This window comes from Allosalinactinospora lopnorensis (genome assembly GCF_000981225.1).
Classification (GTDB): Bacteria; Actinomycetota; Actinomycetes; order Streptosporangiales; family Streptosporangiaceae; genus Allosalinactinospora; species Allosalinactinospora lopnorensis.
The window spans coordinates 161,135-187,281 of the sequence record NZ_LAJC01000002.1 but is presented as its reverse complement, the minus strand read 5'-3'; the positions used below and the strand labels follow the sequence as shown (position 1 = coordinate 187,281).

At 69.6% G+C, this 26,147-nt stretch carries 21 protein-coding genes; 6 read left to right on the top strand and 15 right to left on the bottom strand.

Translation table 11 applies throughout. The features are described from left to right. The first annotated feature begins 653 nt into the window (after nt 1-653). Complete coding sequence (locus VS93_RS01810) at nt 654-2,147, top strand: methyltransferase (RefSeq protein WP_046468250.1); 1,494 nt, start codon at nt 654-656, stop codon at nt 2,145-2,147. Nucleotides 2,148-2,241: 94 nt separating this feature from the next. Here VS93_RS01810 and VS93_RS01805 read toward each other — a convergent pair whose 3' ends face one another. From VS93_RS01805 to VS93_RS01770, 8 genes are all read right to left on the bottom strand, one after another. Further along, nucleotides 2,242-3,135 carry a 3-oxoacyl-ACP synthase III family protein gene (locus VS93_RS01805; protein ID WP_236700276.1) on the bottom strand — a complete coding sequence of 298 codons (894 nt, stop codon included), beginning with the start codon at nt 3,133-3,135 and terminating at the stop codon, nt 2,242-2,244. A gap of 83 nt (nt 3,136-3,218) precedes the next feature. Next, nucleotides 3,219-4,289 carry a MupA/Atu3671 family FMN-dependent luciferase-like monooxygenase gene (locus tag VS93_RS01800; RefSeq protein ID WP_046468248.1) on the bottom strand — a complete coding sequence of 357 codons (1,071 nt, stop codon included), beginning with the start codon at nt 4,287-4,289 and terminating at the stop codon, nt 3,219-3,221. A 68-nt stretch (nt 4,290-4,357) separates the two neighbouring features. Then, on the bottom strand, nt 4,358-5,593 hold the full coding sequence (locus VS93_RS01795; RefSeq protein ID WP_046468247.1) for an MFS transporter: 1,236 nt from the start codon (nt 5,591-5,593) through the stop codon (nt 4,358-4,360). A 33-nt stretch (nt 5,594-5,626) separates the two neighbouring features. Further along, nucleotides 5,627-7,195, bottom strand: coding sequence for an amino acid adenylation domain-containing protein (locus VS93_RS01790; protein WP_046468246.1), 1,569 nt, complete (start codon nt 7,193-7,195; stop codon nt 5,627-5,629). Continuing rightward, nucleotides 7,188-8,300: an HAD-IIIC family phosphatase gene (locus tag VS93_RS01785; RefSeq protein WP_236700275.1), complete on the bottom strand. Its 1,113-nt coding sequence runs from the start codon at nt 8,298-8,300 to the stop codon at nt 7,188-7,190. The genes VS93_RS01790 and VS93_RS01785 overlap by 8 nt, the downstream gene beginning before the upstream one ends. A 26-nt stretch (nt 8,301-8,326) precedes the next feature. Then, a complete protein-coding gene (locus VS93_RS01780) occupies nt 8,327-9,238 on the bottom strand; it encodes a 3-oxoacyl-[acyl-carrier-protein] synthase III C-terminal domain-containing protein (RefSeq protein ID WP_201776518.1) in 912 nt (303 codons plus the stop codon). A 50-nt stretch (nt 9,239-9,288) separates the two neighbouring features. Next, a complete protein-coding gene (locus VS93_RS01775) occupies nt 9,289-10,395 on the bottom strand; it encodes an acyl-CoA dehydrogenase family protein (protein ID WP_046468282.1) in 1,107 nt (368 codons plus the stop codon). Further along, entirely contained in the window at nt 10,388-10,672 is a 285-nt protein-coding gene (locus tag VS93_RS01770) for an acyl carrier protein (RefSeq protein WP_046468245.1), read from the bottom strand. Before VS93_RS01770 ends, VS93_RS01775 begins: the two co-directional genes overlap by 8 nt. Nucleotides 10,673-10,788: 116 nt before the next feature. Between VS93_RS01770 and VS93_RS01765 the strand changes: the two genes are divergently transcribed. Continuing rightward, on the top strand, nt 10,789-11,241 hold the full coding sequence (locus tag VS93_RS01765; RefSeq protein ID WP_052745453.1) for an RNA-guided endonuclease TnpB family protein: 453 nt from the start codon (nt 10,789-10,791) through the stop codon (nt 11,239-11,241). A gap of 14 nt (nt 11,242-11,255) precedes the next feature. Here VS93_RS01765 and VS93_RS01760 read toward each other — a convergent pair whose 3' ends face one another. The 6 genes from VS93_RS01760 to VS93_RS01740 are packed head-to-tail and all read right to left on the bottom strand — an operon-like array spanning nt 11,256 to nt 20,808. After that, complete coding sequence (locus tag VS93_RS01760) at nt 11,256-12,140, bottom strand: 3-hydroxyacyl-CoA dehydrogenase family protein (protein WP_046468244.1); 885 nt, start codon at nt 12,138-12,140, stop codon at nt 11,256-11,258. Then, nucleotides 12,137-14,341: a thioester reductase domain-containing protein gene (locus VS93_RS26585; protein ID WP_052745452.1), complete on the bottom strand. Its 2,205-nt coding sequence runs from the start codon at nt 14,339-14,341 to the stop codon at nt 12,137-12,139. Before VS93_RS26585 ends, VS93_RS01760 begins: the two co-directional genes overlap by 4 nt. After that, entirely contained in the window at nt 14,338-15,582 is a 1,245-nt protein-coding gene (locus VS93_RS01755; protein ID WP_052745451.1) for a beta-ketoacyl [acyl carrier protein] synthase domain-containing protein, read from the bottom strand. The genes VS93_RS26585 and VS93_RS01755 overlap by 4 nt, the downstream gene beginning before the upstream one ends. Then, nucleotides 15,579-15,950 carry an acyl carrier protein gene (locus tag VS93_RS01750; RefSeq protein ID WP_201776517.1) on the bottom strand — a complete coding sequence of 124 codons (372 nt, stop codon included), beginning with the start codon at nt 15,948-15,950 and terminating at the stop codon, nt 15,579-15,581. The genes VS93_RS01755 and VS93_RS01750 overlap by 4 nt, the downstream gene beginning before the upstream one ends. Before the next feature lie 11 nt (nt 15,951-15,961). Next, nucleotides 15,962-19,084 carry a condensation domain-containing protein gene (locus VS93_RS01745; protein ID WP_156184640.1) on the bottom strand — a complete coding sequence of 1,041 codons (3,123 nt, stop codon included), beginning with the start codon at nt 19,082-19,084 and terminating at the stop codon, nt 15,962-15,964. Then, the gene (locus tag VS93_RS01740) at nt 19,081-20,808 is read right to left on the bottom strand and encodes a non-ribosomal peptide synthetase (RefSeq protein ID WP_046468243.1); all 1,728 of its coding nucleotides are present in this window, start codon (nt 20,806-20,808) and stop codon (nt 19,081-19,083) included. The genes VS93_RS01745 and VS93_RS01740 overlap by 4 nt, the downstream gene beginning before the upstream one ends. A 464-nt stretch (nt 20,809-21,272) precedes the next feature. On the opposite strand from VS93_RS01740, the gene VS93_RS01735 reads away from it, so the two are divergent. From VS93_RS01735 to VS93_RS01725, 3 genes are all read left to right on the top strand, one after another. Further along, entirely contained in the window at nt 21,273-22,118 is an 846-nt protein-coding gene (locus tag VS93_RS01735; RefSeq protein ID WP_046468242.1) for an NAD(P)-dependent oxidoreductase, read from the top strand. Nucleotides 22,119-22,242: 124 nt separating this feature from the next. Beyond that, a complete protein-coding gene (locus VS93_RS01730; protein ID WP_046468241.1) occupies nt 22,243-22,647 on the top strand; it encodes a RidA family protein in 405 nt (134 codons plus the stop codon). A gap of 40 nt (nt 22,648-22,687) precedes the next feature. Beyond that, nucleotides 22,688-23,518, top strand: coding sequence for an O-methyltransferase (locus VS93_RS01725; protein WP_052745449.1), 831 nt, complete (start codon nt 22,688-22,690; stop codon nt 23,516-23,518). A gap of 390 nt (nt 23,519-23,908) precedes the next feature. Here the strand turns inward: VS93_RS01725 and VS93_RS01720 are convergent, their stop codons facing one another. Continuing rightward, on the bottom strand, nt 23,909-24,811 hold the full coding sequence (locus VS93_RS01720; RefSeq protein ID WP_046468240.1) for a LysR family transcriptional regulator: 903 nt from the start codon (nt 24,809-24,811) through the stop codon (nt 23,909-23,911). Between the two features lie 148 nt (nt 24,812-24,959). Here VS93_RS01720 and VS93_RS01715 point away from each other — a divergent pair, with 148 nt between their 5' ends. Beyond that, nucleotides 24,960-25,889, top strand: a complete 930-nt coding sequence (locus VS93_RS01715) for a threonine/serine dehydratase (protein WP_046468239.1) — start codon at nt 24,960-24,962, stop codon at nt 25,887-25,889. The last annotated feature ends 258 nt before the right edge of the window (nt 25,890-26,147 follow it).

The following is a 26,147-nucleotide window of genomic DNA, read 5'->3' as shown; positions in this document are numbered from 1 at the left end:
GCCGGCGAGGCCGCGGGCGATCCGCGCGGCCGCGTCAGCGCCCTCGCCGCAGGCGAAGCAGTGCGCGAACAGGGCCACCGCGTGGACCGGGCCGTCCGGCAGCTCCAGCCGCCCGGACAGCTCGGTGCCCTCATCCCCCGTGAACGTGATCCTCTTGGTGCGTGCCACCGGCCTGCCTCACTCTCGGTCTCCCCGTACCACGGGCCTACCCGGGGCGCGGCCGGCCTGACACGCGGGCCCGCGCCGCTCCCGGTACGCCGCCCGCCGCTCACCCCGGCCGGCGGTTCCCCATACGCGTCCCCCGTTCGGGAAAAGGCGTGGACCATCGCCCGCAACCGCTCCTCGGCACCGTAGCGGCCGACCGGCGTCGCGCCGACGATACGGCCGGAGGCGGTATCGGCCACCAGCTTGGTCAGCCGTTCGCCTCCCATCTTCAGGGTTGTCGCCCCGGAGTCCGCCGCACCACACCGCCATTGGCCGGTTCCCGGTTTTCACGTGCTGGGAACCTCCAATACCGGGTCCGCCCGCATCACGTCCCGGACACGGCGACCAGCCGCGCTCACAATTGGCCTATAACGGCCACGTGAGCGCGCGCTATTTTCTCCTCACCTATATTAGTCTCCGGTGTCTTCTCTCGACGCCGAGGAAGAGGAGTGAAATCCGTGGAGAACATCCACGAACCAGGAGCAGCGAAAGCGGAACAATCCCGCGCCGATGGTGATCTGCTTCGCGCGGTCGTCGCCGTCTGCTCCGATGTACTGGGCCTGGACACAGCCCCGGACGACGAATTCAGCGACGTGTGCCAGGATCTGTATGACGCGTCACACATCGTCGGGCTGCTCAACCAGTGGCTCGGCTGCACGATGGTCGTATCCCAGTTGTTCCAGGAGGGGACGCCCCGACGTCTGGCCGCCGCTCTCCACGGAACAGAGGTTCCGCACTTCTCACCTGAAATACGAGAGCGGCGCGAAGGACAGGGGACCGGCACAGCCGCCACGGAGAACCAGACCTCCGGCGAGGCGCCGTGGCGAAAATTCTGGGAAACCACCTACCGGTTCTCCGGCCCCGAGGAGAACGGTGGGCTGAACAAAGCCGGATGGTTCAGCAGTCGCACACTGACTCCGCTCCCCGATGATTACATGCGAGAATGGGTGGATACGACGTCCGCCCGGATAGCGTCCCTGGAACCGAGAAGTATTCTGGACGTCGGATGCGGTGTCGGACTGTTCCTCTTTGAGCTCGGCCCGAGGTGCTCCAGATACACCGGAACCGATTTCTCGGTGGAGGCGGTGGAACGGACACGGGAACGGCTGGAGCATGACGGGGCGCTGTCGCACATCGATGTCCTTGCCGCTGACGCGCGAGACACGGCGCGGCTGGTCGACGGCCCCTACGACCTCGTCCTCCTCAACTCGGTGGTCCAGTATTTCCCCAACATGGCCTATCTCAGGGAAGTCTTGACCGGTCTCGTGGATACCGCGGGAAACGACGGAATATTCTTTCTCGGCGATATCCGGAACCGGGATCTGCACCGGGCCGCCCACCTCTCGCTCGTGAGAGGCGAGCTTCCGCCCGGCACCCCCGTCGAGCGGGTACGAAGCACGGTCGAACGATCGATGGCCCAGGACCCGGCCCTGCTCATAGGCCCGACCGCAATGGCGGAGACCGTGGCCGGCATCGGTCCGGGCCTGCGCTGCCACACCCTGGTCCGACGAGGCTCCCACCCCTCGGAGATGAACCGCTTCCGCTATGACGCGGTCCTCTCTTCGGGCACGCCGGCGAGGCGGACCGCGCAGCACGACGTGCGCTGGGACCCTGCCACCGCTCCCCGCCCCCTCGTCGACCTCCTCACACGAGCGTTCGACGAGAACCTCGAAAGCCTGCTGGTGCGCGGCGCCCCGGACGCGAGGAACTTCGTCGACGCCCGCCTGGCGGAGACGATCGACGCGGCACCAGCGGGGACGACACTCGAACAGGCGATCAAGGCGACCGGTTCCGTCGACCAGGTCGATCCCGAGGACGTGTGGGAACTCGGCGGGGACCGGGGATACGGGGTTGCTGTGGCTCCCAGCGCGGACCCGGGCTACGTGGATATCGCGCTGTGCGGGGGAGGTGACGACTGGGCCGCGGCGGCACTTCTGCCGTAGCCCGCCGCTCGCCGCGGCGGAACCGTGGCGTGCGACCGGTAAGGGCCGGCCCTCGTGGGTGCCGGCCCTTACCGGAGCGGCGGGTCCAGGACCGCTAGGCGCCGCGGTACTCGACGGCCGTGACCCCCCAACTGAACCCGAACCCGCTTGAGAGCAGAAGAACGAGGTCCCCCTGTCGGAGACGCTTCTCCGCCAGCAGGCCCCTCAGCGCGATGAACGGATCCGACGCCCCCATGTGCCCCAACCGGTCGTAGTTGAAGACGCTCCGCTCCCGCGGCAGGCCGAGCCTGTCCAGGAGGCGCTCGTGTGTGGTTCTGTTGCTGTGGTTGATCAGGAGGTGGGCGACGTCGTCCGCGCTCTTGCCCAGCGCTGAGAGCGTCTCGCCCACAAGCGCCGAGAGGTTCTCGACATATGCGTCCGCCGCTCCGGGGCGGCGTCCCCTGCGACGCACCACCGCCCGGTGTTCCTCCCTTTCTCCGCTGTAGAACTCACACCAGGAGGGGTCGGTCCGCGTAGCCGTGTGCAGCAGCCGGAAGTCCTCGCCGGTACGGCCCAGCAGCATCGCTGTCGCGGTGTCCCCGAAGTTGAACAGGGACTTCGAATCCGGGTCTGTGTAGTCGATGAACCTGCTCATCCGGTCGCCGAGGAGCAGCAGCACATAATCGGCCCACCCCGTGAGCACGGCGTCCATGCCGGTACGTATAGCCGCCGTACTGGCGTTGCAGAAGTTGACGATCTCGAAGCAGTGCGCTCTTGCAATGCCGAGTTCGTCTGCGACCTTGGCGGCCGGGGACCACAACGGAAGGTCCCACTCGCCCGAGCCCGCGTAGATCACCTGCCCGACCTCGTCAAGGGGGACCGAGTTCCGCTCCACCACGGCGGTGGCCGCGTCGAACGCGAGCTCCCACGCCTCCTCCCCCTCGTCCAGCACAGGGATCTCCGCGCAGTGCGTGATCGCCGTGATCTCCGCTACCGGAAGCCCGGACATGCGGTGCATCTCCTGCACGCTGACCCGCGACGAGGGAAACCGAACCTCGAAATCGACTATTCCACCCAACTGTGCCCACCGTTTCAGTTCGTCGGCCGGATGCGGTCCACCGCCGAGAGCTCCCGCAGTCGGTCGAGCCGTTCCAACCCGTCCAAGACCGTCTTCGTCGGAAGGCCGAAGTCGATCAGACAGGCGACTTCATCCACCCCCATTTCGCGGAGACGGGCGACGACCCGCTCCGCTTTGGGAACGGTCCCGAGCAGCCCCCCGTCGTCGAAGTACCGCTCGAACGCCCTCGACACCATGAACTCGACGTCCTCCTCGGCGAGTTCAGCCGGATCGATTCTGCGCGCCCCGTTGACCTGGGCGCCCAGGAGCAGGCCGAGCGAGCTGCGCAAGTACGCGCACAGGGGCTCCCGCACCACCTCACGGACCTCCTCCTCGTCATCGCCCAGGAAGGAATGGACCATCACGACGACGTGTCCGGGCCAACCGTCGGCATCCGGCCGCTCGGCCACAGCGGTCCGGTACGCGGCGATCTTCTCGGCGAGGTCCGCCACATCCTGCCCCAGAAGGTGGGTGAGAAGTCCCGCGCCCGCCCTTCCGGCGCCGCGGAACGTCTCGATGCTCCCCGCGCTCGTGATCCAGGTGGGCAGTTCCAGCTGGCGGGGACGCGGGAAGATCGCCACATCGCGCTCGGTTCCGACACCGTCCACAAGCGGGATCCGCTCACCTCGCCACAGTCGGCGCACCTGGTCCAGGTGCCGAAGGAGCACCTCTTTGCGGCTCTCGTAGTTCTCCGGGCGGAGAACGAAGTCCGCCGCGTGCCACCCAGACGCGAAGGAAAGACCGACGCGCCCCCCGGACAGGTTGTCGACAACAGCCCATTCCTCGGCGATCCGCAGCGGATGGTGCAGGGGCGCCACCACACTCCCGGCCCGGATCCGCACGTGTTCGGTGATGGCCGCGACAGCCGCGCCGGTGACCGAAGGGTTGGGGTAGACGCCTCCGAAGGGGTGGAAGTGGCGCTCAGGGGTCCACACGGCCGCGAACCCGTTCCGGTCGGCGAAACGGGCCCCCTCCAGGAGGAGCTCGTACTGGTTCGCCTCGGACGCCCGGCTGTCGTTCGCGAAGTAGAACAGGCTGAAATCCATACTTTTCGCTCCGGTTTCGGAATTCGTCCGCCGTACCGCGGTCGCGGTGGCGGCTCCTCGCTGCCGCCTCACGCGGAGGGACTCCTCGTCGCCGCATCGGGCCGCCTGGTCTGCCGCGCCCACCGCGCCACCGGCGGCGCCGCTGCGCCCGCGACCAGGAAGAGCAGGGCGAACACCAGCCAGCCGGACCATCCCAGGCCGACGATCAGCGCGGTCGCGAGTACGGGAGTGGCCACGGTGCCCAGCTGGATCGACATCGTGAACAGGCCCTGGTACTGCCCCATCGCGTGCTCGGGAGCGAGCCCGTACCCGAGGGACCAGGACCCTGCCCCGTGCAGCATCTCGCCGAAGACGTGGACCACCCCGGCGGCCAGCAGCAGGAGTCCGGCCGCCCACGCGGGCAGCCCGGCGGTCACGGCGAACAGGGCACAGCTCACCGCCAGCAGGACCCCCGACCGGCGCATCGCCCGCGCGCCCCCGTCCACGGTGCCCGCGCCTCGGCTCATCCGTACCTGAAGGAACACCACCATTGCGGTATTGATCATCAGGACCGCGGAGAACACCCACACGGGCGCCTCGGTCCGGTCAGCGATCCATACGGGCAGCGCCACGGTCACAACCGGCCAGTTCATGATCAGCACCGTGTTGAGCAGCGCCATGGTCGCGTAGGGCAGGTCCCGCAGCACCACCCACGTCGGCCCGTCCTCGACCTTGGGGGCCGGGGGGACCTGCGGGACGCGGAGGTAGGCGAAACCCGCGGTCAGGAACATCGCCCCCGCGCCCATCAGCAGACCCACGTAGGCGAGCCTGGTGTCGAACACCAGGCCGACGGCTCCCGCTCCCGCCCCGAGCGAGAGGCCGATGTTCGCGGTGGACCGCAGGTAGGCCCAGGCGCGGACCCGCTCTTCGGATGGGATGAGCCCCGCTATGAGTGCCCCGCGCGCCGCGTCCGTCGCCGATTCGGCCAAGAGCGCAAGGCTGGCGGCGACCACCAAGGCCGGGAAGCTGCCGACGAATCCGTAGGCGCAGACGAACACCCCGAGCAAGAGAAGGAAACCCACGGTCGTGTTCCGCGGACCGGTGAGGTCGGCCAGCCGTCCCGCCGGCACGCTGGCGAACATCCCGACGGCCGCACCGATGGTCAGGGCGAGTCCGACCTGCCCGGCGGGAATTCCGACGGTGCGGGTGAAGAAGAGGACCCCGACGGACACGAAGATGCCGTGCCCGACGGTCTTCGCCAGGTTACTGGCGCAAAGGGTGCGAACGTGCCCTGGCGGCGGAACCAGCTCGCGGATAAAAGACATCGTGCGAAGAGCTCCTTCAGCCGTCCGTCCCGGTCAGGGCGCTACCGCTTCGCCGTCCGCCAGCAGCATGTCCCGCAGCCTGAGGCGGTCGGCCTTGCCGTTGGCTGTCAGCGGGATCGCGTCCAGGTGGCGCACCCGCCGTGGCACCATGTGAATCGGCACCTGTTTGCGGAGCCAACGCGTGAGCTCGACCGCGGGGACCGGATCACCGGTATAGGAGCCGACCAGTTCGGTCTCCTCGCCCCGGACCAGAACGGTCACGACCGCCTGGCTGATCCGGGGGTGGCGGCGCAGGGCCGCCTCGATCTCACCGAGCTCCACGCGGTACCCCCGAATTTTCACCTGGTTGTCCAGCCGTCCGAGGTGCACCAGGTGCCCGGCCTCGAACCTGACCCGGTCGCCGGTCCTGTAGTAGTGCTCCGCCGTGAGACGAGCCGTGCCGTCGTACTCGGTGGCGCGCTCCCCGTCCCAGGCCAGGAAGCGGCCGCTGTTGTCCGCCGGGTCCAGGTAACCGTCGAACCGCTGCGAACCGCGCACGCACAGCTCACCCTCGGCGGCGGCCTTCCCCTCCTCGTCGAGCACCAGGTAGTCGAGGAACTCATACACCGGGCCGATGGGCACGGTGCCGTTCGACGTCCCCGGCCAGTCGCCGGTGCTGCCGGGCAGCGTGTACTCGGTGCAGGCGACCGTCAGCTCGGTCGGTCCGTAGACGTTCTCGATGCGCCCGCCGGGGGCGACATCGCGCCATGCCCGGGCCTGGCGGTAGGAGAGCTGCTCCCCGATGAACACGCTCCACCGCAGCGTGTCGACCCGGCCCTTGGGCAGGCACCCCAGCTCCTCGCCGACCGACACCACAGAGGGCACGGAGAACCAGTGCGTGATCGCCCTGTCCACCAGGTAGTCCACGGGCGCGTACTGCTGGTGCCGGTTGGGCACGACGAGGGTGGCGCCGGCGCCCCAAGTGACGAAGAGGTCGAACACCGAGGGGTCGAAGGTGAGGTCGAACGTGTGGGACATCCGGCACCCCGGCGCAACCTGGTACCTGGCGATGTTGTGCGCCGCATACGGCGTCACGTTCCGGTGCCGGATCGGGACCCCCTTCGGGCGGCCCGTTGAGCCCGATGTGAACAGGATGTAGGCGACATCGTCCGGGGACCCGCTATAGGGCGGTACCTGGTGGGCGGCCGGGTCGGCGGCCAGGGCCTCGTCGTCGGTCACGCTGATGACCGTGGGCGCGGCACCGTCGAGCGCCCCTTTCACCTGGGCGGCGCCGGACTCGTCCGCCAGGAGCACATCCGGACCCGCCAGTTCGCACACCCTGTGGTTGCGTTCGGCCGGGAACCCGGGATTGAGCGGGCCGACCGCGGCTCCGAGGCGCAGCGCGGCGAGATAGCCCGCGAACGCCACGACGCTGCGGTTCGCGAGCAGCGCCATCCGGGCAGGCACCCGCCCGTGCGCGTGCACGACCCGCTCCGCCAGCCCGAGAGCACAGCGGTGCAGCTCCGCATACGACAGCGAGACCGTGTCCAGCTCGACCGCGGGAGAGTCCGGGAAGCGCGCCGCGCTGTCAGCGAACAGTTGGTAGAGCGTGCCCTCAGCCATCCCGTCGCCCCTTTTCACCGGCCTCGTGGATGTGCGGGGCGACGAGCCGTATCGTCGAGGGGTCGCTCCGGGACGTCGGCGCCATGTGGAGCCGCTCTACCCCCTCGGTTTCCGGCACCGCGGGGAGTATCCCGAGGCAGTCGCATTCCTCACCGGTGAACCCGGCGAAGCGGTAGGCCACTTCCATCATCCTGTTCCGCTCGGTGCGGCGGAAGTCGGCGGTGAGATGGTTTCCTGCCCGTGCGGCCTGGTCGATGAGCCAGTTCAGCAATGCCGCGCCGGCGCCGAAGGAGACGACCCGGCAGGAGGTGGCCAACAGCTTGAGGTGCCAGTTGGCCGGGTTCCTCTCCAGCAGGATGATCCCGATGGCGCCGTGCGGGCCGAAGCGGTCGGTCAGGGTCGCGACGAGGACCTCGTGGCGCGGGTCGGCGAGCAGGGTGCTCAGCGCCGCATGGGAGTAGTGGACCCCCGTGGCGTTCATCTGGCTGGTACGCCGGGTCAGCTCCTCAACCCTGGCCAGCTCCGCCTCGGTGGCCCGCTCGACCCGCATCTCCAGGTCCAAGGAGCGCAGAAAGTCCTCGTCCGGACCGGTGAACTCCTGCTGTGCCGCCTTCCGCCGGGAGCCGGCCCGGTACATCTCGCGGCGCCGTCGGGCGTCCTTCGTGACCACCTCGGGGGTGAAATCGGGCAGGTCCGTGAGGATGGCCGCCTGGGCGGCGTCGTAGCACCGGACCTGGGGGAGGTGGTAGGAGACCTCGGCCCGCTCCGTCGGCTGGTCGTCGATGAACGCGACGGTGGACTCGGCGAATTCCAGTCCGGCCGCGATCCGCCGGACCGAGTCCGACTTCGGTCCCCAATTGATCTCGGGCAGGATAAAGTACTCGGCGATACCGAGCTTCTCCAGCCGCTCCCACGCCGGCTCCTGGTCGTTCTTGCTGGCGACCGACTGCAGGATCCCCCGCGAGTCCAGTTCGGTGACGACCCCGCGTATCTCCCCGGGCAGCTCCACCTCGTCGCCCTCGAGCAGTACCCCCTTCCACAGTGTGTTGTCGAGATCCCACACCAGGCACTTCACCGTGCCCGGCGCTGCGCCCCCACGTCCCACGACGACTCCTCCGTCTCCGTTCGCGCTCAGATCTCCCATAGCGTCACCGCCCATGCGGCCACCGGGCTGTTGTTCAGAACGAGCACCAGGTCTCCCTCGGAGAACTCGTCCTCTTCGAGCAGCCGGTCCAGGTTGAGCACGACGTCCATCGCACCGAGGTGCCCGTACTCGGCCAGACTCCGGCCGCACACCGGATGGATCGGAAGGCCAAGCAGTGCCTCGTAGAACCCGTACGCGCTCGCGGTGATGTTCTGCATCAGCGTGGCGGCGATGTCGCCCTTTCCCACGCCCGCTTCGGCGAGGACCTCGTCGACCATCCGCGCGAGCCGCTCCCGGCTGTTCAGGGCCAGTTCGAAGCGGTAGCGATCCGCGGACTGGCACTCCTCCCGCCACTCGTACCAGGGGACCCTCTTGTAATCGATCGAGAAGAGGGCGTGGAAGCTGCCGTCGGTCTCCATCCGGTGAGCGCGCATGCTCGGCCGCCCGCCGCGCACCACGGTCATCGCGTAGGCGCCGTCGCCGATGACCGTGACCGGGTAGCGCACCCGCTCCATCCCGGCCGGCCGACTGGCGTGCACGATGGCCACGCTCCGCCTGGAGGGGTCCGCCAGCAACATGTCACGGGCCAGCGCCCACGCCGTACTGGACCCGGTGCAGCCCAGACCGTCCACGCTGAACGCGAACGCCGAGTCCAGTGCCGCGTCGGCCTGCACCTTGCAGACATCCGACCCGAGAAGGACGTCAGGGGCCCTCGGCGCTACGAGCAGCAGCACATCCGGACCGTCCGGCCGATCCCCGAAGGGCAGCTCCCGGCACACCCGGGCCGCCAGGTCCGTCGGCGCGGTCTCGTCGAAGACGCCGACCGTCGCGATTCCGCTCTTTCGGACGAACTCCGCCTCCTCGATGCCGAGCATCCCGAACTCCGGAAGGAGTGTCACATCCTTCCGGAGTTCGGGAAGGAGGCAATGGATGCTCCCTATCCCGATACTCATGACCACACCGAGACCGCGTGTTCGGAGAGGAGCAACTGGCTGATCTCGCTGCTTCCCTCGATGATCTCCATGACCTTGGCATCCCGGTACGCACGGGCCACGGTCTCCCCGTCCCTGGCCCCGGCCGACCCGAGCACCTGAACGGCCGACGCCGCGCCACGCGCCGCGTTCGTCGCCGCGAAATGCTTGGTCAGCACCGCCGACGTCGCCATCGGGATGCCCCGGTCCCAGCAGCGGCTGGCGTGCTCGCAGCAGCGGACGGCCGCCTGCTCGGCGACCAGCAGCTCGGCCAGATGCCGAGCGACGAGCTGATGATCGACCAGGCGCCTGCCCGACTGCTCACGGACGGCCGCGTGTCCGGCGGCCGCGGAGAGGCATGCCTGCAGGATGCCCACGCATCCCCACGCCACAGAGAGCCGACCGTAGGTGAGCGCCGAGGTGACCAGCCACTCGATGGGCAGCCCGGCGCCGCCCAGCAGGCTGTCCGCAGGAATCCGCACCCCGTCGAACGAGACATCGGCATGGCCCGCGGCCCTGCAGCCCAGCGGATCGGGGATCGGCCGCACGGCCACCCCCGCGGCGTCCGTGGGGACCACGGCCGCCGCGGCGCCCTCTCCGTACCGCCCGAAGACCACGAGCAGATCAGCGTAGGCGGCACCGGTGACCCAGACCTTCTGGCCTTCGATGAGGACCGTGTCGCCCTCGGCGCTGATCCGGGTACTGATCGCCGACAGGTCGCTTCCCGCCGCCGGCTCGCTGAACGCGACACCGGTCAGGCTCCCGGAGGTGAGCTGAGAGAGATACCTGCCCTGCTGGGCACCGCTACCGAACCGCTCCACGGTCCAGGCGGCCATGCCCTGGGAGGTCATCAGGCTGCGCAGTGAGGAACACAGGCGGCCCGTGTGCGCCGTGAGCCGGCCGTTCTCCTCACTGGAGAACCCGCGTCCGCCGAACTCCGGGGGTATTTGCGCGCACAGGAGGCCCTTCGCCCCAAGCCAGCGGACCTCCTCCTCCGGCAGTCTTCCACCGCGGTCCCATTCACCGGCCCGGTCCCCCACCACATCGGTGACGAGCGCAAGGGGTTCCTCGAGTTCGTCAGTCATCGGCACCACCGCGGAGCCGCAGCACCAGTTCGGTCATCGCCTCGACCGTGCGGAAGTTGTCCAGCTTCAGGTCAGGGCCGGCCACGGCGACCCCGAAGGACCGTTCGAGGTGGACGAGGAGCTCCATGGCGAACATCGACGAAACCAGGCCTGAGGCGAACAGGTCCGTGTCCGCCTCCACGGGCTGCCTGGTCCGCTCCTCGAGAAACTCCAGCATGGTTGTGCGGACCTGCTCCGCCGCCGGGGTACCGGTCGTCTCGTTGACCGAAGCGTTCATCGTTCTTCCTCTCGCTGGAGACCCCCGGCTTCAGCCGTGGGGAGGAAAGCGAAACTCCTGCTGGCCAGGTGATTTGGCGTTAAGCAGGAGGGCATAGTCCTGCTAAACCTGCTGGTATGCGGACGGCGTACAAGTGCCGGTCCTACCCGGACTCCGAACAGCAGGCCCAGTTGGGGCGCACGTTCGGATGCGTTCGCCTGGTGCGCAACCGGTCCCCGGCCCGCGCCATCTCCGACTGCGGGTGGGGCGCCTTCCGGTCGATGCTGGCCTACAAAGCGCACAAGTGGGGCAAGCCCCTGGTCGTTATCGACCGCTGGTACCCATCCTCCAAGACCTGCTCGAACTGCCAGCACCTGCTGGCGGAACTGAAGCTTTCCACCAGGCACTGGACGTGCCCTGGATGCGGTACCCGGCATGACCGGGACATCAACGCCGCGAAGAACATTATGGCGGCAGGCCTTGCCGTTGCGGCCTGTGGAGGTGACCTCAGACATTCCGAGCCCGCTCGGGTGCTGTCGCCGACGAAGCAGGAAACCCACCCCGTGAGGGGTGGAATCCCCCGCCTTTAGGCGTAGGGAGGAAGTCAAGAGGCTGTCCCTCCGTAATCGAAGAATCCGCGGCCCGTCTTGCGGCCGAGATCGCCCGCGGTCACCTTCGCGACCAGCGCGTCACACGGCTCGTACCGGTCGTTGTCGAGTCGTTCGCGCAGCACCCGCAGCGAGTCGACGACGTTGTCGAGTCCGATGAGGTCGGCGGTGGCCAGGGGGCCCGTAGTGTGTCCGAGGCATCCCTTGAACAAGGCGTCCACGTCCTCGGGGGCAGCGATGCCCTCCTCGACGATCCGGGCGGCTTCATTGATCGTCCATTGCAGGACCCGGTTGATCACGAACCCGGGCGCATCGGCGACCACGATCCCGTGCCGGCCGAGGGCGCCCAGCAGCGCCCTGGTCGCCGCCACGGTGGTGTCACCCGTGGACGGGCCCCGGACGATCTCCGCTGTGTGGATCATGTAGGGCGGGTTCATGAAGTGGACACCGATGAGGTCCTCCGGGTGCCGCACCGACGCGGCCTGCTCGCCGATCGGAACCGCAGAGGTGTTCGAGACCAGCAGTGTCCCGGGCGGGACTGTCGCGGCGACCTCAGACCAGACCTGCGACTTCACCTCGGCCCGCTCGGTGACCGCCTCGACGACGGCGGTGCACCCGGAAATGTCCGCTACGGATGTCGTGGTCTCGAAGCCGGCCTGCTCGCCACCCGGCGGAAGCTTCCCCGTCATCTGGGCGAACCGCAGGTGGGTCCGCACCCGATCCCGCGAACGCTCCAGGGCTTCCTTGTCCACGTCCACGAGCACCACGGGCAGACCGCACCCGAGAGCGAGTGCGGTGATCCCCGTCCCCATCACGCCCGCCCCCAGGACGGCGAGCCGGTGCGGGGTACCGCCGCCGTCGTTGTCCGCCGGCCGCGTCATCGCACCTCCTCGGCAGTGTCGGCCCCGTGCTGCGCCTCTGCGAGCGCGGGAAGCAGGTCACCGATCCGGGCGTCCTGTCCGGCCAGGTGGACAAGTCCACTGCGCAGGTGGTCACCGGTGAGCGAAGCGAAGAGTCCGCGTCGACGCAGCCACGACTGCCAGGCCCCGGCCTGGATCCCGCCATCGCCGGACTCGTGTCCTTCGAGTTCGTAGGCGGCGACCGGCGAGAGGATGGTGCTCTGGGTCGCGAGGGCCCGATCCGCGATCAGCCTCTGCCACTCCCCGTGCGGCATGGGCCGCGTCGGAAGTCCGGCCTCCGCGAGCATCGCGAAGAGGTCGGACATGCTCGACGCCTTCTCGGCGACAAGGTGGTAGGCGCGGCCCACCGAATCGGAGGACACGGCCAGCTCCACGATGCCCCTCGCCAGAACATCCACCGGGGAGACCGGGATCGCGCGGTCGTCTTTCGGATGGGCGCCCACCGCGACCCCCGCGGCCAGGACGAACCAGATGAGGTCCTTCTCGTTGCAGGCCCCCGTTCCGGTGGCGGCCATGATCAGTCCGGGCCGGAAGACGCGGACGCGCATCCCGTCCTGTTCCGCGCGTTCGAGAAGGCGCTCGCCGACCCACTTGCTGACCCCGTAACCGCCGAGGTCGGGATCGAGCGGCTGGTCCCGCGTCTCCAGGATCCGGCCCCCGGTCTTCTCCGACGCCCCCGTCGCCGCGAGAGTGGACACGTAACTGAAATCGCGGACCCCGCACTCCCGCATCCACCGGAGCACCTCGACCATGGACAGCACGTTGTCCTGCCGCAGGACCCGGTACGGCTCGGTGAAGACCACCCGGGCCGCGCAGTGCAGGACATGGCCCACGCGCTCCCCCAACTCCCCGCCCCGGTAGCGGCGGAGGACGTCACGGACCTCCCGCAGGTCGCCGACCACCGGGACGACACGCTCCGGATCCGGGGCCGGAAGGGCGAACTTGCGCGCGGTGGCCCGCAGGCGCTCCCAGCCCTCCGCCTCATCGGCGGCCCGAACCAGCGCGTACACGCGGTTTTTCGTGCGGTTCACCAGTTCGTGCAGGAGGAACGCGCCCAGATATCCGGTCGCGCCCGTTACCAGCACGTCGCGGCCCCTGGCCTTGCCGGGACTCAGCTCGCCCAGCGGAAGCTGCAGGTCGGCGTCGATCAGCGGACCGTCGCCGTCGGCCACCGGGTCGACCTCCGGCGAACCGCGTTCGGCTCCCGCGCGCATGCCGCGCACGATCTCGGCGATCCGGCGGACCGTCGCCCGGCTGCCTCCGGCACGGTGGACGTTGACCAGGACACCGTGGCGCCGCTGGATCTCCAGCACCATCTGTACGGAGAGGAGCGACGTCCCGCCGAGCGCCCCGAACTCGTCATCCGGGCCGACCTCGCTTCCGAAGTACTCCTTCCAGAGTCCGGCCAGCTCCTCCTCCAGCGAGCCTCCGGTGGAGACCGCAGTCGGGGAAGGCTCCTCCTGCCGGCCGGGCGACAGCGAGAGGCGGTCCAGCGCCCAATAGCGTTTGCGACTGAAGGGGTAGGTCGGGAGGTGGACCCTGCGGCCGGCTCCACCCGCCTGCGTCTCCCAGTCCACCTCCACCCCGTGCAGCCAGGCAGCGGCCAGCGCCGCGTCCACCTGGTCGCCGTTCTCCGCGCCGTCCCCGGCCATCAGGACGTGGCGGTCGGGACCGGCCTCGCCGTGGCCGACGAGAATCGCGAAGTGGTCCTCCGGGACGGTCTCCAGCGGCCCATGGACCGCCTCGGTCCCCTCCGGAAGCGCCGCGAGGATTCTGTCCACCACCTCTGCCGACCCCCCGCTCTCCGGCGGCAGCACCACGAGCCCGCGGCGCGGTGCCGCCCGGACGGTGCGCGCCGCGGGCGGTCGGGGCATGCGAAGCACCGCCGACAGCTCCCGCGGGGCCGCCTCGACGACGCGGCGCTCCTCGAAGGCGCGTCGGCCGACGCGCAGCGTGTAGGAGGCGTCCCCAACGGACACCGTGTCCACGGCCGCGTCCAGCGCGTCGGCGATCCTGTGGGACTGCGCATCGAGTTCGGCCCGGGTACGCGCCGAGAGGACGAGCCGCACCCTCTCCCGCAGCGGCGCGGGGGCGCGGGTGGGCGCCGGAGGCGGGGCGAGGACCGCCGACGCGTTCGTGCCGCCGACACCGATCGAGTTCACCAGGACGTGCCGGTCCGCGTCTGCGCACTTCCCCGCGCCTTCGGCACGTAGAAGGGACTATCGGCGAGCAGCTCCGGGTCGCGCGGCCGGTCGAACATCGGATGCGGCGGCAGCACGCCGGAGCGCGCCACGTGCACCGCCTTGATGAAGCCCGCGATGCCGGCGGCGGGCCCGGTGTGGCCGACGTTGGTCATCACCGATCCCAGAGCGCAGAAGCCGCTCTTCTGCGTGCTCTCGCGCGCCGCCCGCGTCAGCGCGAGCAGTTCGATGTGGTCGCCCACGGCCGTGGCCGTTCCGTGTGCCTCGGCGTAGCAGAGCAGATCGGCCGGGACGTCGGCCACCCGCAACGCGGCGGCGATCACATCGGCCACGCCCGCCGGGCTGGGGGACACGAAGCCCAGCCGTTCACCACCGTCGTTGCCCACAGCGCTGCCGCGGATGACAGCGAGCACGTTGTCCCCGTCCGCCAGTGCGTCGGAGAGCCTGCGCAGCGCCACGACCCCCACACCCGAGCTGTGCGATGTCCCTGTCGAGTGGGCGTCGAAGGACCGGCAGTAGCCGTCCTCGGAGACCACCCCGCCCGGCTGGTAGCGGTACCCGCGGAGCGGCTCGTGCACCGTCGCTCCCCCGGCGAGCGCGATGTCGCATTCGCCGGCGAGCAGGCTGAGGGTCGCGTAGTGCAGCGCGTAGAGCGAGGCTGAGCAGCCCGTCTGGATGCTGAGCGCGGGACCGCGGAGCCCGAGTTTGTAGGCGGCCCTCGACGTCATGAAGTCGGGTTGGCCCCCCACTGTCAGGTCGAGGTCGTCGACGGCCGCCCGCAGCCCGCGGTCCCGGGCCTTCGCGGTGAGCAAGGCGGCCGAGTACGTCCCGGCGTAGGCGCTGCCGAAGACGCCGACAATGGGGCCGTCGGCACGGGGCGGGTGGCCCGCCGACTCGAGCGCCTCCCAGGCGGTCTCAAGGAAGATCCGCTGCTGCGGATCGATGGTCTCGGCCTCGCGCGGCGGGTATCCGAAGAAGTCGGCGGCGAACTCCTCGACCCCTGGCAGGCCGGCGGCCACCCGGACGAAATCCGGCGCCGACGCCTCCTCCTCGGAGATTCCGGCGGCCTGGAGCTGGGCCGGCGTCAGATCACGCATCGACACCGCGCCACGCTTGATGTTCCGCCAGAACTCCTCGGGTGTCCAGGCGTCCGGGAAACGGCACCCGATACCGACGACCGCGATCTCGGTCGCACTCGTCATAGCGCGCTCTCCCCTCGGTCCGAGGCGGACCGGCCCGCGCGGGACCGGTCGAGCAGCCGGCCGCGGTCCCGGGCTCCCACTCGGGTCGCCTCGTGGTCTCCCCCGCCGGCCAGCAACGCGACCTGGGCGTTCACCGTGCTGTGCTGGAACAGGTCCGATACGCGCAGACCGCCGCTCGAAAGCGGGTTCAGTTCCTCCCAGAGCATGATGAGCAGCATGGAGCTCCCACCCGCATCGAGGAAGTTCGTGTCGAGCGGAACCTCTCCGGCCTCCCCCAGGCCAAGCACCTCGGCCCACGCCTGCCGTACGCGGGCGAGGAGTTCCTCCTCGCCCGGCACGGCCGCTTCCGCTACTCCGGTTTCCTTCACAGGAGATCTCCTTACAAGGGATGGGATCCGGGGTCGTCCACCAGCTCCCGTGCGGCGGCGACCATTGCATCGAGCAGTTCTGTCACGGTCCCGGGGTCGAACAGGGCACAGGTGTAGGAGGCGGCCAGTTCGATGTCCTCGGCGTGCTCTGTAACGTCGAGTTCGAGTTCGTACTTGATACGGGGAGGGTCGGACGGCAACAGGCGGGCGCCGATTCCGGGCCGCAGGGCCGGCACGTCCGGAGGCCCGTCCCAGAAGGTGAGGTACACGGGGGTCAGGGGCGGACGGCTCAGGTCCCTGTCCGGATGCAGCGCCGTGACCAGCGACTCGAATGGCACGTCGGCGCGGCGGTAGCAGAACGTGCTGCTTTCCTTCACACGTTCCAGCAGGTCCCGCCAGGTGATGCGGCCTCTGAGGTCGGCCCGGAGCACCAGGGTGTTGACGAGCATCGCCACCGCGTCGGCGCTGTCGGAGGACTCCCGGCCGGCCCAGGGGAAGGCGAAGAGGAAGTCCCGCTGACCGGTGCGACGCGCCAGAGCCACCGCGAGCAGTGCCACGGCGCTCATGAACGAGGTGCAGCCGAGTCCGTCGCCCGCGACCGCGCGCAACCGGGCGGTCAGCTCACCGCCCAGACGGGTCGCGCACGTCGCGGCCTGGATGGACTGCGACCCGCCTCTGGGGCGGTCATGGGGCAGGCTGATATCCGTCGGTGCCCCGTTCAGCCATGCCACCATCTCCTCTGTCCGCTCCGCCACCGCCCGTTCGGGAGCGGCACCGACCGCCCGCGCCGGATGCACCGGTTCCGCCAGCGCGGCCGGGCCTCCCCCGGTCTCAGCCCGGTAGGCCTCTGCGAGCTGTTCCAGGAGCAGGCCCCTGGACCAGCCATCGATGGCGATGTGGTGTGCGACCAGGACGAGGAGTGTCCGGTCGCCGACCGATACGACTTCTGCGCGCGCGGGTGCGTCGACGGCAAGGTCGAACCCGGTCCGGCAGGCGGAGGCCAGGTGCTCCCGCACCTCGGCCGGTGTCCAGGCCGCCGCGTCGGTCGCCGCCACCGCGGGGGGAGGGCCCCCGGTCCGGTAAACCAGGCGGCGCTGCCTCCGGTCCAGCTCGAACCGGGAGCGGAGCCCGGGGTGGCGGTCCATGACCGTGGTCAGGGCCCGGTGGAGGGCCGCCCGGTCTACGGGGCCGGTGTACTCGACGACCGTGGGCATCAGATACGCCGGGCGCAGTTCGGGGATCCTGTCGAGGAACCAGAAGCGCTGCTGCGCGGACGTCGCCGGATGCGGCCCGGTCGGGATGGCCGGGGCGGCCGGGGCGTGCCGCTCGTCGTTCGGTGCCCGCGCCGCGCCGAGCAGTCGGGCCAGTCCGGAGACCGTGGGGGCGGGCAGGAAATCCCGAGGTGCGACGGAGGCGGCGTAACGGCGCCGCGCTTCAGCGAGCATGGTCACGGCCATCAGGGAGTGGCCGCCAAGAGCGAAAAAGTTCGCCTCCGGGGTCAGCCGGTCGGCCAGGTCATTGGGCGTTCCCGGGATGGCGGCCGCGAGCGCGTCGGCGAAGAGTTCGGCGGCGCGGCGCTCGTCGGGCGTGAGCCCGCCGGTGGAGGGGGCCGCTCCCGAGGGACTCGCCGTCGCGGTCGGATCGGTAGCGCTGCGGCCGTTCTCGCTGTTCACACCGCTGCTCAGCGAGGGCGACGGAGGTGCGGGCAGCGGGAGTCCCGACGGCGGGGCGCCGGGAAGATCCCGGAGCAGTCGATCCGGGCCGGCGACAGCCTCAGTGATCAGTGCCACGAACCCCGCGCCTATGGCACGGGCGATCCCGTCGGAGTATCGGTCGGTGTCGTGTTCAACCGTGACGGAGATGCCATCAGGACCGTCCTCCACAAACAGCAGCAGGTCGAACTTGGCCGTGCCCGTGCCGAGCAGCCGCGGCGGAGCCCAGCGGGTCGGCGCCCGCCCACCGGACCCGAGCGCGTTCTGGAAGACGAGGGCGACGTCGACCAGTTCCCGCCGCCCCTGCTCCCGAGCGGATGCGGCGGCCGAGGTGAGTTCGTCGAACGGCAGCTCCCGGTAAGAGAGGGAGCGGTAGGCCTCGGTGCGTGAGCGGGTGCAGAGCTCGGCGAACGACCACTGCGGCTCGACGCGGCAGCGCAGCGGCACGGTGTTCACGAAGAGGCCCGGCAGTGCCTCGATCTCGGGGCGAGGCCTGTGGCCGACGATCGAACCGACGAGGAACTCCTTGCGCCCCGACCACTGGTGGAGCACCCCCTGCAAAGCGGCCAGCAGGACGACGAAGGGCGTCGCACGGAGGGACCTCGCGACCTCGTGGACACGTTCGCGCACGTGGGAGGGGACCGTGAAGGCCTCCTGGCGGCCGGGCCGCGACCCCTCGGAGGCCGCCGGCCGCTCACCGCACCCGGCCAGTACCAAGCCGCCGGGGACTTCGAGCAGCTCTTCGGCGCGTTTGCTCACCTCGGAGGCGAGAGCCGCCCCGACGGTCACCTCGCGTTCCCAGGCCGCGAAGTCGGCGTACTGGACGGGCGGATCCTCGGTCTCCGGGACTCGGCCCGCCAGCGCGCTGTCGTAGGCCTCCGCGAACTCGTCGAGCAGCACCGGGTACGACCCGCCGTCGACGGCGATGTGGTGGAACGTGAGCAGCACCGCGTCGCCCTCGGGAATGCCGCGCCACACATGGCACCGCACAATGGGGCCGGTCTCCAGGTCGAAGGGTTCCCGGGCGTGCTGTTCGGCCTCCTCGCGCGCCCGGCGTCCCGCGTCGGGAACCCCGGTGAGGTCGGTCATCCCGGGTTTCGCGCCGACCGACGCCGCATCGGCGACGACCTGGACCGGACGGTCGCCGTCGAGCCGGTAGGTGCTCCGCAGGATCTCGTGCCGCCGGATGATGGTGGTGAGTGCCGTGGTCAGCGCCGCGATGTCGACCGGCTCGTTCCAGGCGAAGAAGAGGGGTTCGTTGTACGTCGCGTTGCCGGGGGCCGCGGCGTCGGCGAACCACATGCGTTCCTGGGCATGGGACAGTGGCGTGACCGTGGCGCCGGCCCGTTCGATCGCGGGCGGCCCCGCTCCGTCCCGTACGCCGCCGTCGGCGGCCTGCCGCCGGGGGGCAGAACGTGTCAAACCACCGCTCCCCTCGCTCGGAGCTGCCCCGCCAGTTCGGTCAGCGAGTCGCTCAGCAGCACAAGGGCCGGATCCGCCTCCGGGTCGATCCGCTCCCGGATCATTTCCGTCGCCCGCGCGGCGAGCATCGAGTCGCCGCCCAGGTCGATGAAGTTGTCCGTCGGCTCGACCTGCGGAACGTCCAGCACCTCGCACCAGATCCGGCGCACCTCCTCGACCACCGAAGCGGCCGCTGGGTGCCCTCCTGGTGCCGCGGCCGGCGAGGGTGCGTCGAGCATCGCGATCAGACGGGCGCGGTCGACCTTTCCCGTGGAGTTCACCGGGACGCGGTCGAGCGTGATCCAGCGCGACGGCAGCATGTAGCTCGGCAGCGACGAGGCCAGGACACGGTTCAGCTCCTCACCCGTCTGAGCTGTCTTCGCGGCCGGGAGCACGAACCCGATCAGTGTCGCCGACTCGCCTTCACCGACCTTCTCGACGAACGCGGAGTCGACCAGTCCTGTTGTGGCCGCGGCGCGCTCGATCTCCCCCAGCTCGATCCGGAACCCCCGTAGCTTGACCTGCCGATCTCGGCGGCCGAGAAGCTCGATGGCGCCGCCGGGTAGCTCCCTTCCCAGGTCACCGGTGCGGTAGATCCTTTCGTCCGTCTCGGGGCGGGTGACGAACCTGTCCGCGGTGAGCTCGGCCCGCTCCAGGTACCCGGTCGCCACCCCGGGCCCGCCTATGCACAGTTCACCGGTCTCCCCGCAGGGCACCGGGGCAAGCTCCTCGTCGAGCAGGTGGAGGCTCGTCTCCTGGATGGGAAAGCCGATGGGAACCCGGTCGAGGCCTGCCAGGCTCTCCCGGGAGCACTCGAAGTACGACGCGAACGTGGTGGCCTCCGTAGGCCCGTACGCGTTGACCAGGCTTTTCGGTGGCTCCGCTGCCAGGACCCGACGCGTGGCCCCCAGATCCATCTGCTCGCCGGCGACCGCGAGCGTCCGCACCGACGCGAACGCGTCCGGACGCTCCCGGGCGACCGCGTGGAACAGCGACGTGGTGAGGGACATCGTGTCGATCCGCTGGTCGCGCAGCATGGCCACCCATTCGTCGATGGGGACATCCGTCAGCGAGGGAAGGACCACGACAGTCCCGCCGACTGCGAGCGTGTTCCAGATCTCGAAGGTGGTCACGTCGAAGGCGGGGTTGGCCAGGTTCGCGACACGGTCCCCCGGGCCGATGGAGCAGAAGTTCGGTTTGCGGACCAGGCGGAGCACCGCTCGGTGCGACACGATCACGCCCTTGGGTCTTCCTGTGGACCCGGACGTGTAGCACACGTAGGCCGGGGCCTCCGTCCCGACAGCGGTCTCGGGCACCGAACCGCCGGAGGGGGCGGCTGCAGGCACCGGAACACGCTCGATACGCGAAGGAAGATCGCTCCACGGCTTCGCGGCGGAGCACATGACCAGGCGAGTACCCGATTCCTCGAGGATGCCCTCAAGACGGGCGGCGGGAGCCATGGCGTCCAACGGGAGGTAGGCCGCTCCGGTACGGAGGACGCCCAGGAAACCCACGACCAGGTCGATGGAGCGGTTCTGGCCGACGCCGACGAGATCGCCGGGGCCGATCCCCCGTCTCGCCAGCTCCGCGACGACCCACCCCGCCCGCTCCCACAGTTCCGTGTACGTCAACGCTCCACCGGTCAGCGGGTCGTATACCGCGCACGCGTCCGGTCGACATTCCACGCAATTAGCCACGAGTTCATGAATTAAATCGCTGGATGACACCGCGAATTTCTCCCCGTTCGACCCTGTCCCCGACACACGTTTTCCAATCAGATGTCCTCATGCCGATCAGATGTCATCGCGCTCACAGAAAGACCGGACGGTGGCTTCATCCGACCGAGCGCCGCAACCCCGGTCAGAGTAGTCAAAACAGCGCGAGTTCGAAATGTCTGTCCGCAACCGGACACCGGCCGGCGCACAAGAGAGGAAAAATCCGGCATTTCGGCCAGCATTCCGTCCCCCGGAAACAGCTCGACCAGGGGATTCGGCACGTCGGCCAAGACCAGCGCGGATCGCAGAATCAGGCCACTTGATCATGGCCACATCAGGCCCCATCTATTGCGAAAGCGATGACCAGCGATAATACGAGCCCTATGGAAAATCAGACCAGTGAAACGCATTGTTGTGCGCTACGCTCACGGACCATGCGCATCGGTTTTCTCGGGCTCGGCCGTATGGGCGCACTAATGGCGCGCCGGCTGGCGGACCACGGCTACGACCTGGCCGTCTGGAATCGGACGGCCTCCCGCACCGAAGATTTCCTCGAAGCAGGGGCCAAGATAGGCGGCACCCCTGTGGAGACCGCGGCCGGACGCGATCTGGTCATCACGATGCTGGCGGATCCGACCGCGGTCGACGACACGTTCTTCGGCCCGGAGGGAGCGGCGGCCGGCCTCTCACCAGGCGCCATGGTCGTCGAGATGTCGACGGTCGGCCCCTCCGCCATCGCGAAGCTGCGCGAGCGGCTCCCCTCAGGGACGCGCCTCGCCGACGGGCCGGTGCTCGGCAGCCTTCCCCAAGCCTCCGCGGGCGAGCTGAAGATCTTCCTGGGCGGGAGCGCCGAGGACATCGAGGTATGCCGTGAACCTCTCAGCGTGCTCGGCACCCCGCACCACGTAGGTGGCCTCGGCGACGGCGCAGCCATGAAACTCGCCGCGAACCTCTCGTTCATCACCTCGATCGTGACGATCGGCGAGGCGGTGAAACTCGCCGACCACCTCGGGCTGGACCCCGAGACCACTCTCGACGTGCTCTCCGAGACACCGATGGGCGCTCTCGTGACCCGGTTGCGGGACCGGATCACCGCCGCTGAGGCACCGCCGACCGCGTTCGCACTCGGCCTCGCGGAAAAGGACCTGGCGTTGGCGCTGACCGAGGGGGCGCACGAGAACGGCGTCGTCGCGGCGGCGCGAGCGCAACTCGCCGCCGGACGAGCCGCCGGACTCGACGACCAGGACGTCAGCTCGGTCGTCCGTTTCCTGCGGCAGTAGGCCCACGGATAGGAGATCGCCCCCGTCAGAGAGGGTGCGGTGTTCCCGCCCGGCGATGAGGAGCCGGGTCGCAGGACAGATGCCGGCGCGCCCGGACATACGCCCCCACAGGTGAGGAGCTTTGATGATCAAAACCTTCGACAACCCCGCCGGCGCTCCCGCCCCCGCCGGCCCTTACTCGCAGGTGGTCAGGGTTGATGTCGGCGGCGGCTCACTGCTTTACGTCGCGGGGCAGATCGCTCTCGACGACGACGGACGTGTGGTCGCCCCCGGCGACATGGCCGCCCAGGCCGAGCGGATCTTCGAGACCATCGGACAGCTGCTCGACGCACACGGTGCAGCGTTCTCCGACATCGTAAAGATCACCGCATTCCTCACGGATCTCGACCGGAGGCCCGAGTACGCGAGCGCGTACAAGAAGCGCCTCCTGCCCGACCCCCCGGCAAGCACCACTGTCGAGGTGCCGCGGCTCTTCAAGCCGGAGGCCCTGATCGAAGTGGAGGTGGTGGCCGCGGTCGGGAGCGAGTGAGGCCATGGGTCGCATCGGAGCGAGATGAACGAGGAGACAGGTGCGTCCGAGCAGAATCACTGATCCGGAATTCCGAAACGCGGTGGCCGAACTGGCCGTGCCCGGCATGGGCACCGAGTCCGTGGCCCCTCTACTGGCCGATCTCATCGGGTTCCTCCGGCCGCGCCGGGTACTGGAGGTGGGGATGGGGTATACGACGCCCTTCCTCGCCGCAGCCCTCGCGGGAACCGAGGAGCAGGCACGGGCCGAGTCCGAGGCCCTCGCGGTCAAGACCCGGCGCCACCTGGACGCGGGGGGCGAGTTGGACGACTCCTGGCTCCTGGAACACCCACCTCTGGTGACGCCCGCCTCCCATCTCACCCCCCACCGCCCCAAGATGGTGGCCGTGGACGATCTGTCCATGGAGGATTCCTCCGCGAGACAGGTCCTGGAGGTGCTCCGAAAACTCCGGCTCGCGGACTTCGTATCCGTGATCGACACCGATCTCCGCACGTCGCGCGACCTCCTTCCGGAGGATTCCACTCCCATCGACTTCGCCTGGGTCGACGCCTGGGAATGCCTGTACTTCTTCGACCATTTCTGGGAACTGATCAACCCGGACGGCGGGATGGTGGTCATGCATTACCTCACCACCTATCCGGAGGGCGAGGCCCTGATCCGTTACATCAAGGCGTTCCAGCGGTCGAATCCGGGAGAGCTGGAGACAGTCAATCTGCTGGAGCCGCACAAACTGATGCAGAACAGCATTACCGTCCTTCGCCGGACGAGCGGAGTGCACTCCCTCCGGTACGCGGAAACAGGTGGAAAAATCAAGTATTCGGGGCAGTTGCAGGCGGACGCCGCGGCGCACTCGCAACGACACGCCGACTGACCGACCCCGCGAAGTCCCGCATTCATCGACGCGCGTAGGAGAGTTCCCGAATTCGGGGAAAATCGGTCGTTGTGTGCGCCTTCCTCGGGCGCAACCTTCCGAGGCCGGAACCGGGTGCGGGGCTGCGGCGCGGGCTCAGGAGGGCGGGGCCGTTCCCTTTGTCCTACCCCGCACTCACTCGTCGCTTCGTGATCAGGGACGAACCAACCGTCGCCGAAGCACCGGAGAGTCATCCGATCCGGAGGCGGGTGCATGGTCGCCGAGGAGTGCCCGGTGTGCTTCGCCGTGGTGGCTGAGGGATGCTCACATCCCCTGCCTTTACATCGTAGATTCACAAAATGTCAAGGGGGGGCTGAACGCTCCCCTGGCCCGGCCCGGGCGGCAGACCGCTCAGCCGAGGGCGCGACGCGCCGCCCCGCGCAGCATGTCCACCATCGCCGGGACCGGGCTGCGTGGACGGTTGCGGTGCACGACGTAGATCTCCCGCGCCGTTTCGGCCCCGGACAGCGGAACGGCCGACCAGTCGGAACCCGGCGCGGCACGCAGGATGGTCTGCGGGATCAGGCCGATACCGACACCGGAGCGGATCAGGGCCAGCGTGACCTCGTAGTCGCGGGTCTCGTAGGCCACCGTGAGCCGGACCCCCTCGGACTCGGCCGCGTACTCCAGCGCGATCCGGTTGGAGATGCCCGGCGCTCCGCAGATCCACTCCTCACCGGCCAGGTCTGCCAGGTGCGGGGAGCCGCCGGCCGCCGGGTGCCCTTCGGGCAGCACCAGCAGCAGCGGATCGACCAGGATCTGCTCCCGGTGCAATCCGGTGACCTGGGGCAGTGCGGTGCCCGGATAGCGGTGGGTGATGAGCAGGTCCAGGTCACCCGAGGTCACCGATCCATACCCGCCGGGCGGCTCCACGTCGGACAGGGCCAGTCGAACGTGCGGATGGGCCCGGCCGAACGCCGCGAGCGCACTGGGCACCAGTATCTTCCCGGCGCTGGCGAAGGCTCCCATGGACAGCCGCTGCGGCGCCTCCCCCGCTGTGGCGCGCACGGCCGCCTCGGCGTCGCGCAGTTCACCGAGGACCCGTTCGCCGTGCTCCAGCAGCACCCGCCCCGCAGCGGTGAGCCGCACACCGGCGCGGCCCCGCTCCACGAGAACGCAGCCGACCTCGCGTTCGAGCTTGGCGAGCTGCTGGGAGAGCGCAGGAGGGGTGAACGACATCCGCTCGGCGGCCGAGGCGATCGATCCGGCGTGCGCGATCTCCACCAGTACCCGCACCCGGTTGGCGTCCAGCATCGAGGTCCGCCTCCCCGCGGCGGCTGCAACCCCTGCGGCCACCGTCCTCGCTCAACCGCCGGGACAGCGGTTCCGGTATAAAGCGCTGCTTAATCTTCGTTAGCAGTACCAACTTTAACTTAAGCACGGCCAAGGGCAGAGTGGCGGTATGACCTCGCATACGACGCTTCCGGCCCACGTCCCGACGGCCGTCGACGTCCGCGCGGCCGCCGAACGGATCTCGCGCTATGTACGCCGCACTCCGGTGCTGCATGCCAGCATCGACGGGCGCCCGCTGGCCCTGAAGCTGGAACACCTCCAGTTGACCGGGGCGTTCAAGCTCCGCGGCGCTCTCAACGCCCTCCTCTCCGGCGGGCCGACCAGCCGCGTCATCACCGCCTCCGGCGGCAACCACGGCTTGGGGGTGGCCACAGCGGCCCGGCTGCTGGGAATCAAGGCCGTCGTCTACGTGCCCGAGACGGTCCCCGAGGCCAAGGCGCGCAGGCTGGAGGCCTCCGGAGCGGAGCTGGTCCGCCTCGGCGAGCACTACGCCGTCGCGGCCGAGGCGGCCCGCCGGCACGCCGAGACCGAAGGAGTGCGCTACCTGCACGCCTACGACGACCCGTCCGTCGCGGCCGGGCAGGGCACGATCGGTCACGAGATCGCGGCCGACGCGCCCGGATGCGACACCGTGGCGGTGGCCGTAGGCGGCGGCGGGCTGGTCGCGGGCGTACGCCTGGGAGCCGGCGACCGCCGGGTCGTGGCGGTCGAACCGGAGGGGTGCCAGAGCCTGCACGCCGCCCTCGCCGCCGGAGAACCGGTCGACACACCGGTGGACTCGGTCGCGTCCTCCGCGCTGGGAGCGGCCCGCCTGGGCGATGTCCCCTTCGCTGTGCTGCGCGCCCACCAGGTGTCGACGGCGCTGGTCACCGAGGACGAGATCATCGCCGCGCGCGACCGGCTGTGGGAGGAGTTCCGGATCGCCGCCGAGCCCGCGGCCGCGGTCCCTTTCGCCGCGTGGCTGGCCGGACGGGTGCCCGGCACCGAACCGTGCCTGGTGATCTGCGGCGCGAACGCCGACTGGCGGCCCGCCGACTAAGCGGTCATAGGCGATCAGCGGTCGCGCGGCGGGGCGGCGTCTGCACCGAGGGGGAGAGCCGATCGCGCCTTGTCCACGAGATCCAAGACGTCGGGTGATCCGAAGGAGCGCGGCACGAACGCCTTCATCGCATTCTCCTCATCGTTACAGAGGGTGAGTGGTTGGTGCTCGGGTGGCGGGTCCGGCATGGGCCGTGCCCCGGGAGATGGAGTGGGCGGCGGATCGAAACCCGACCGGGGGTTCCCGGATCCGCATGAC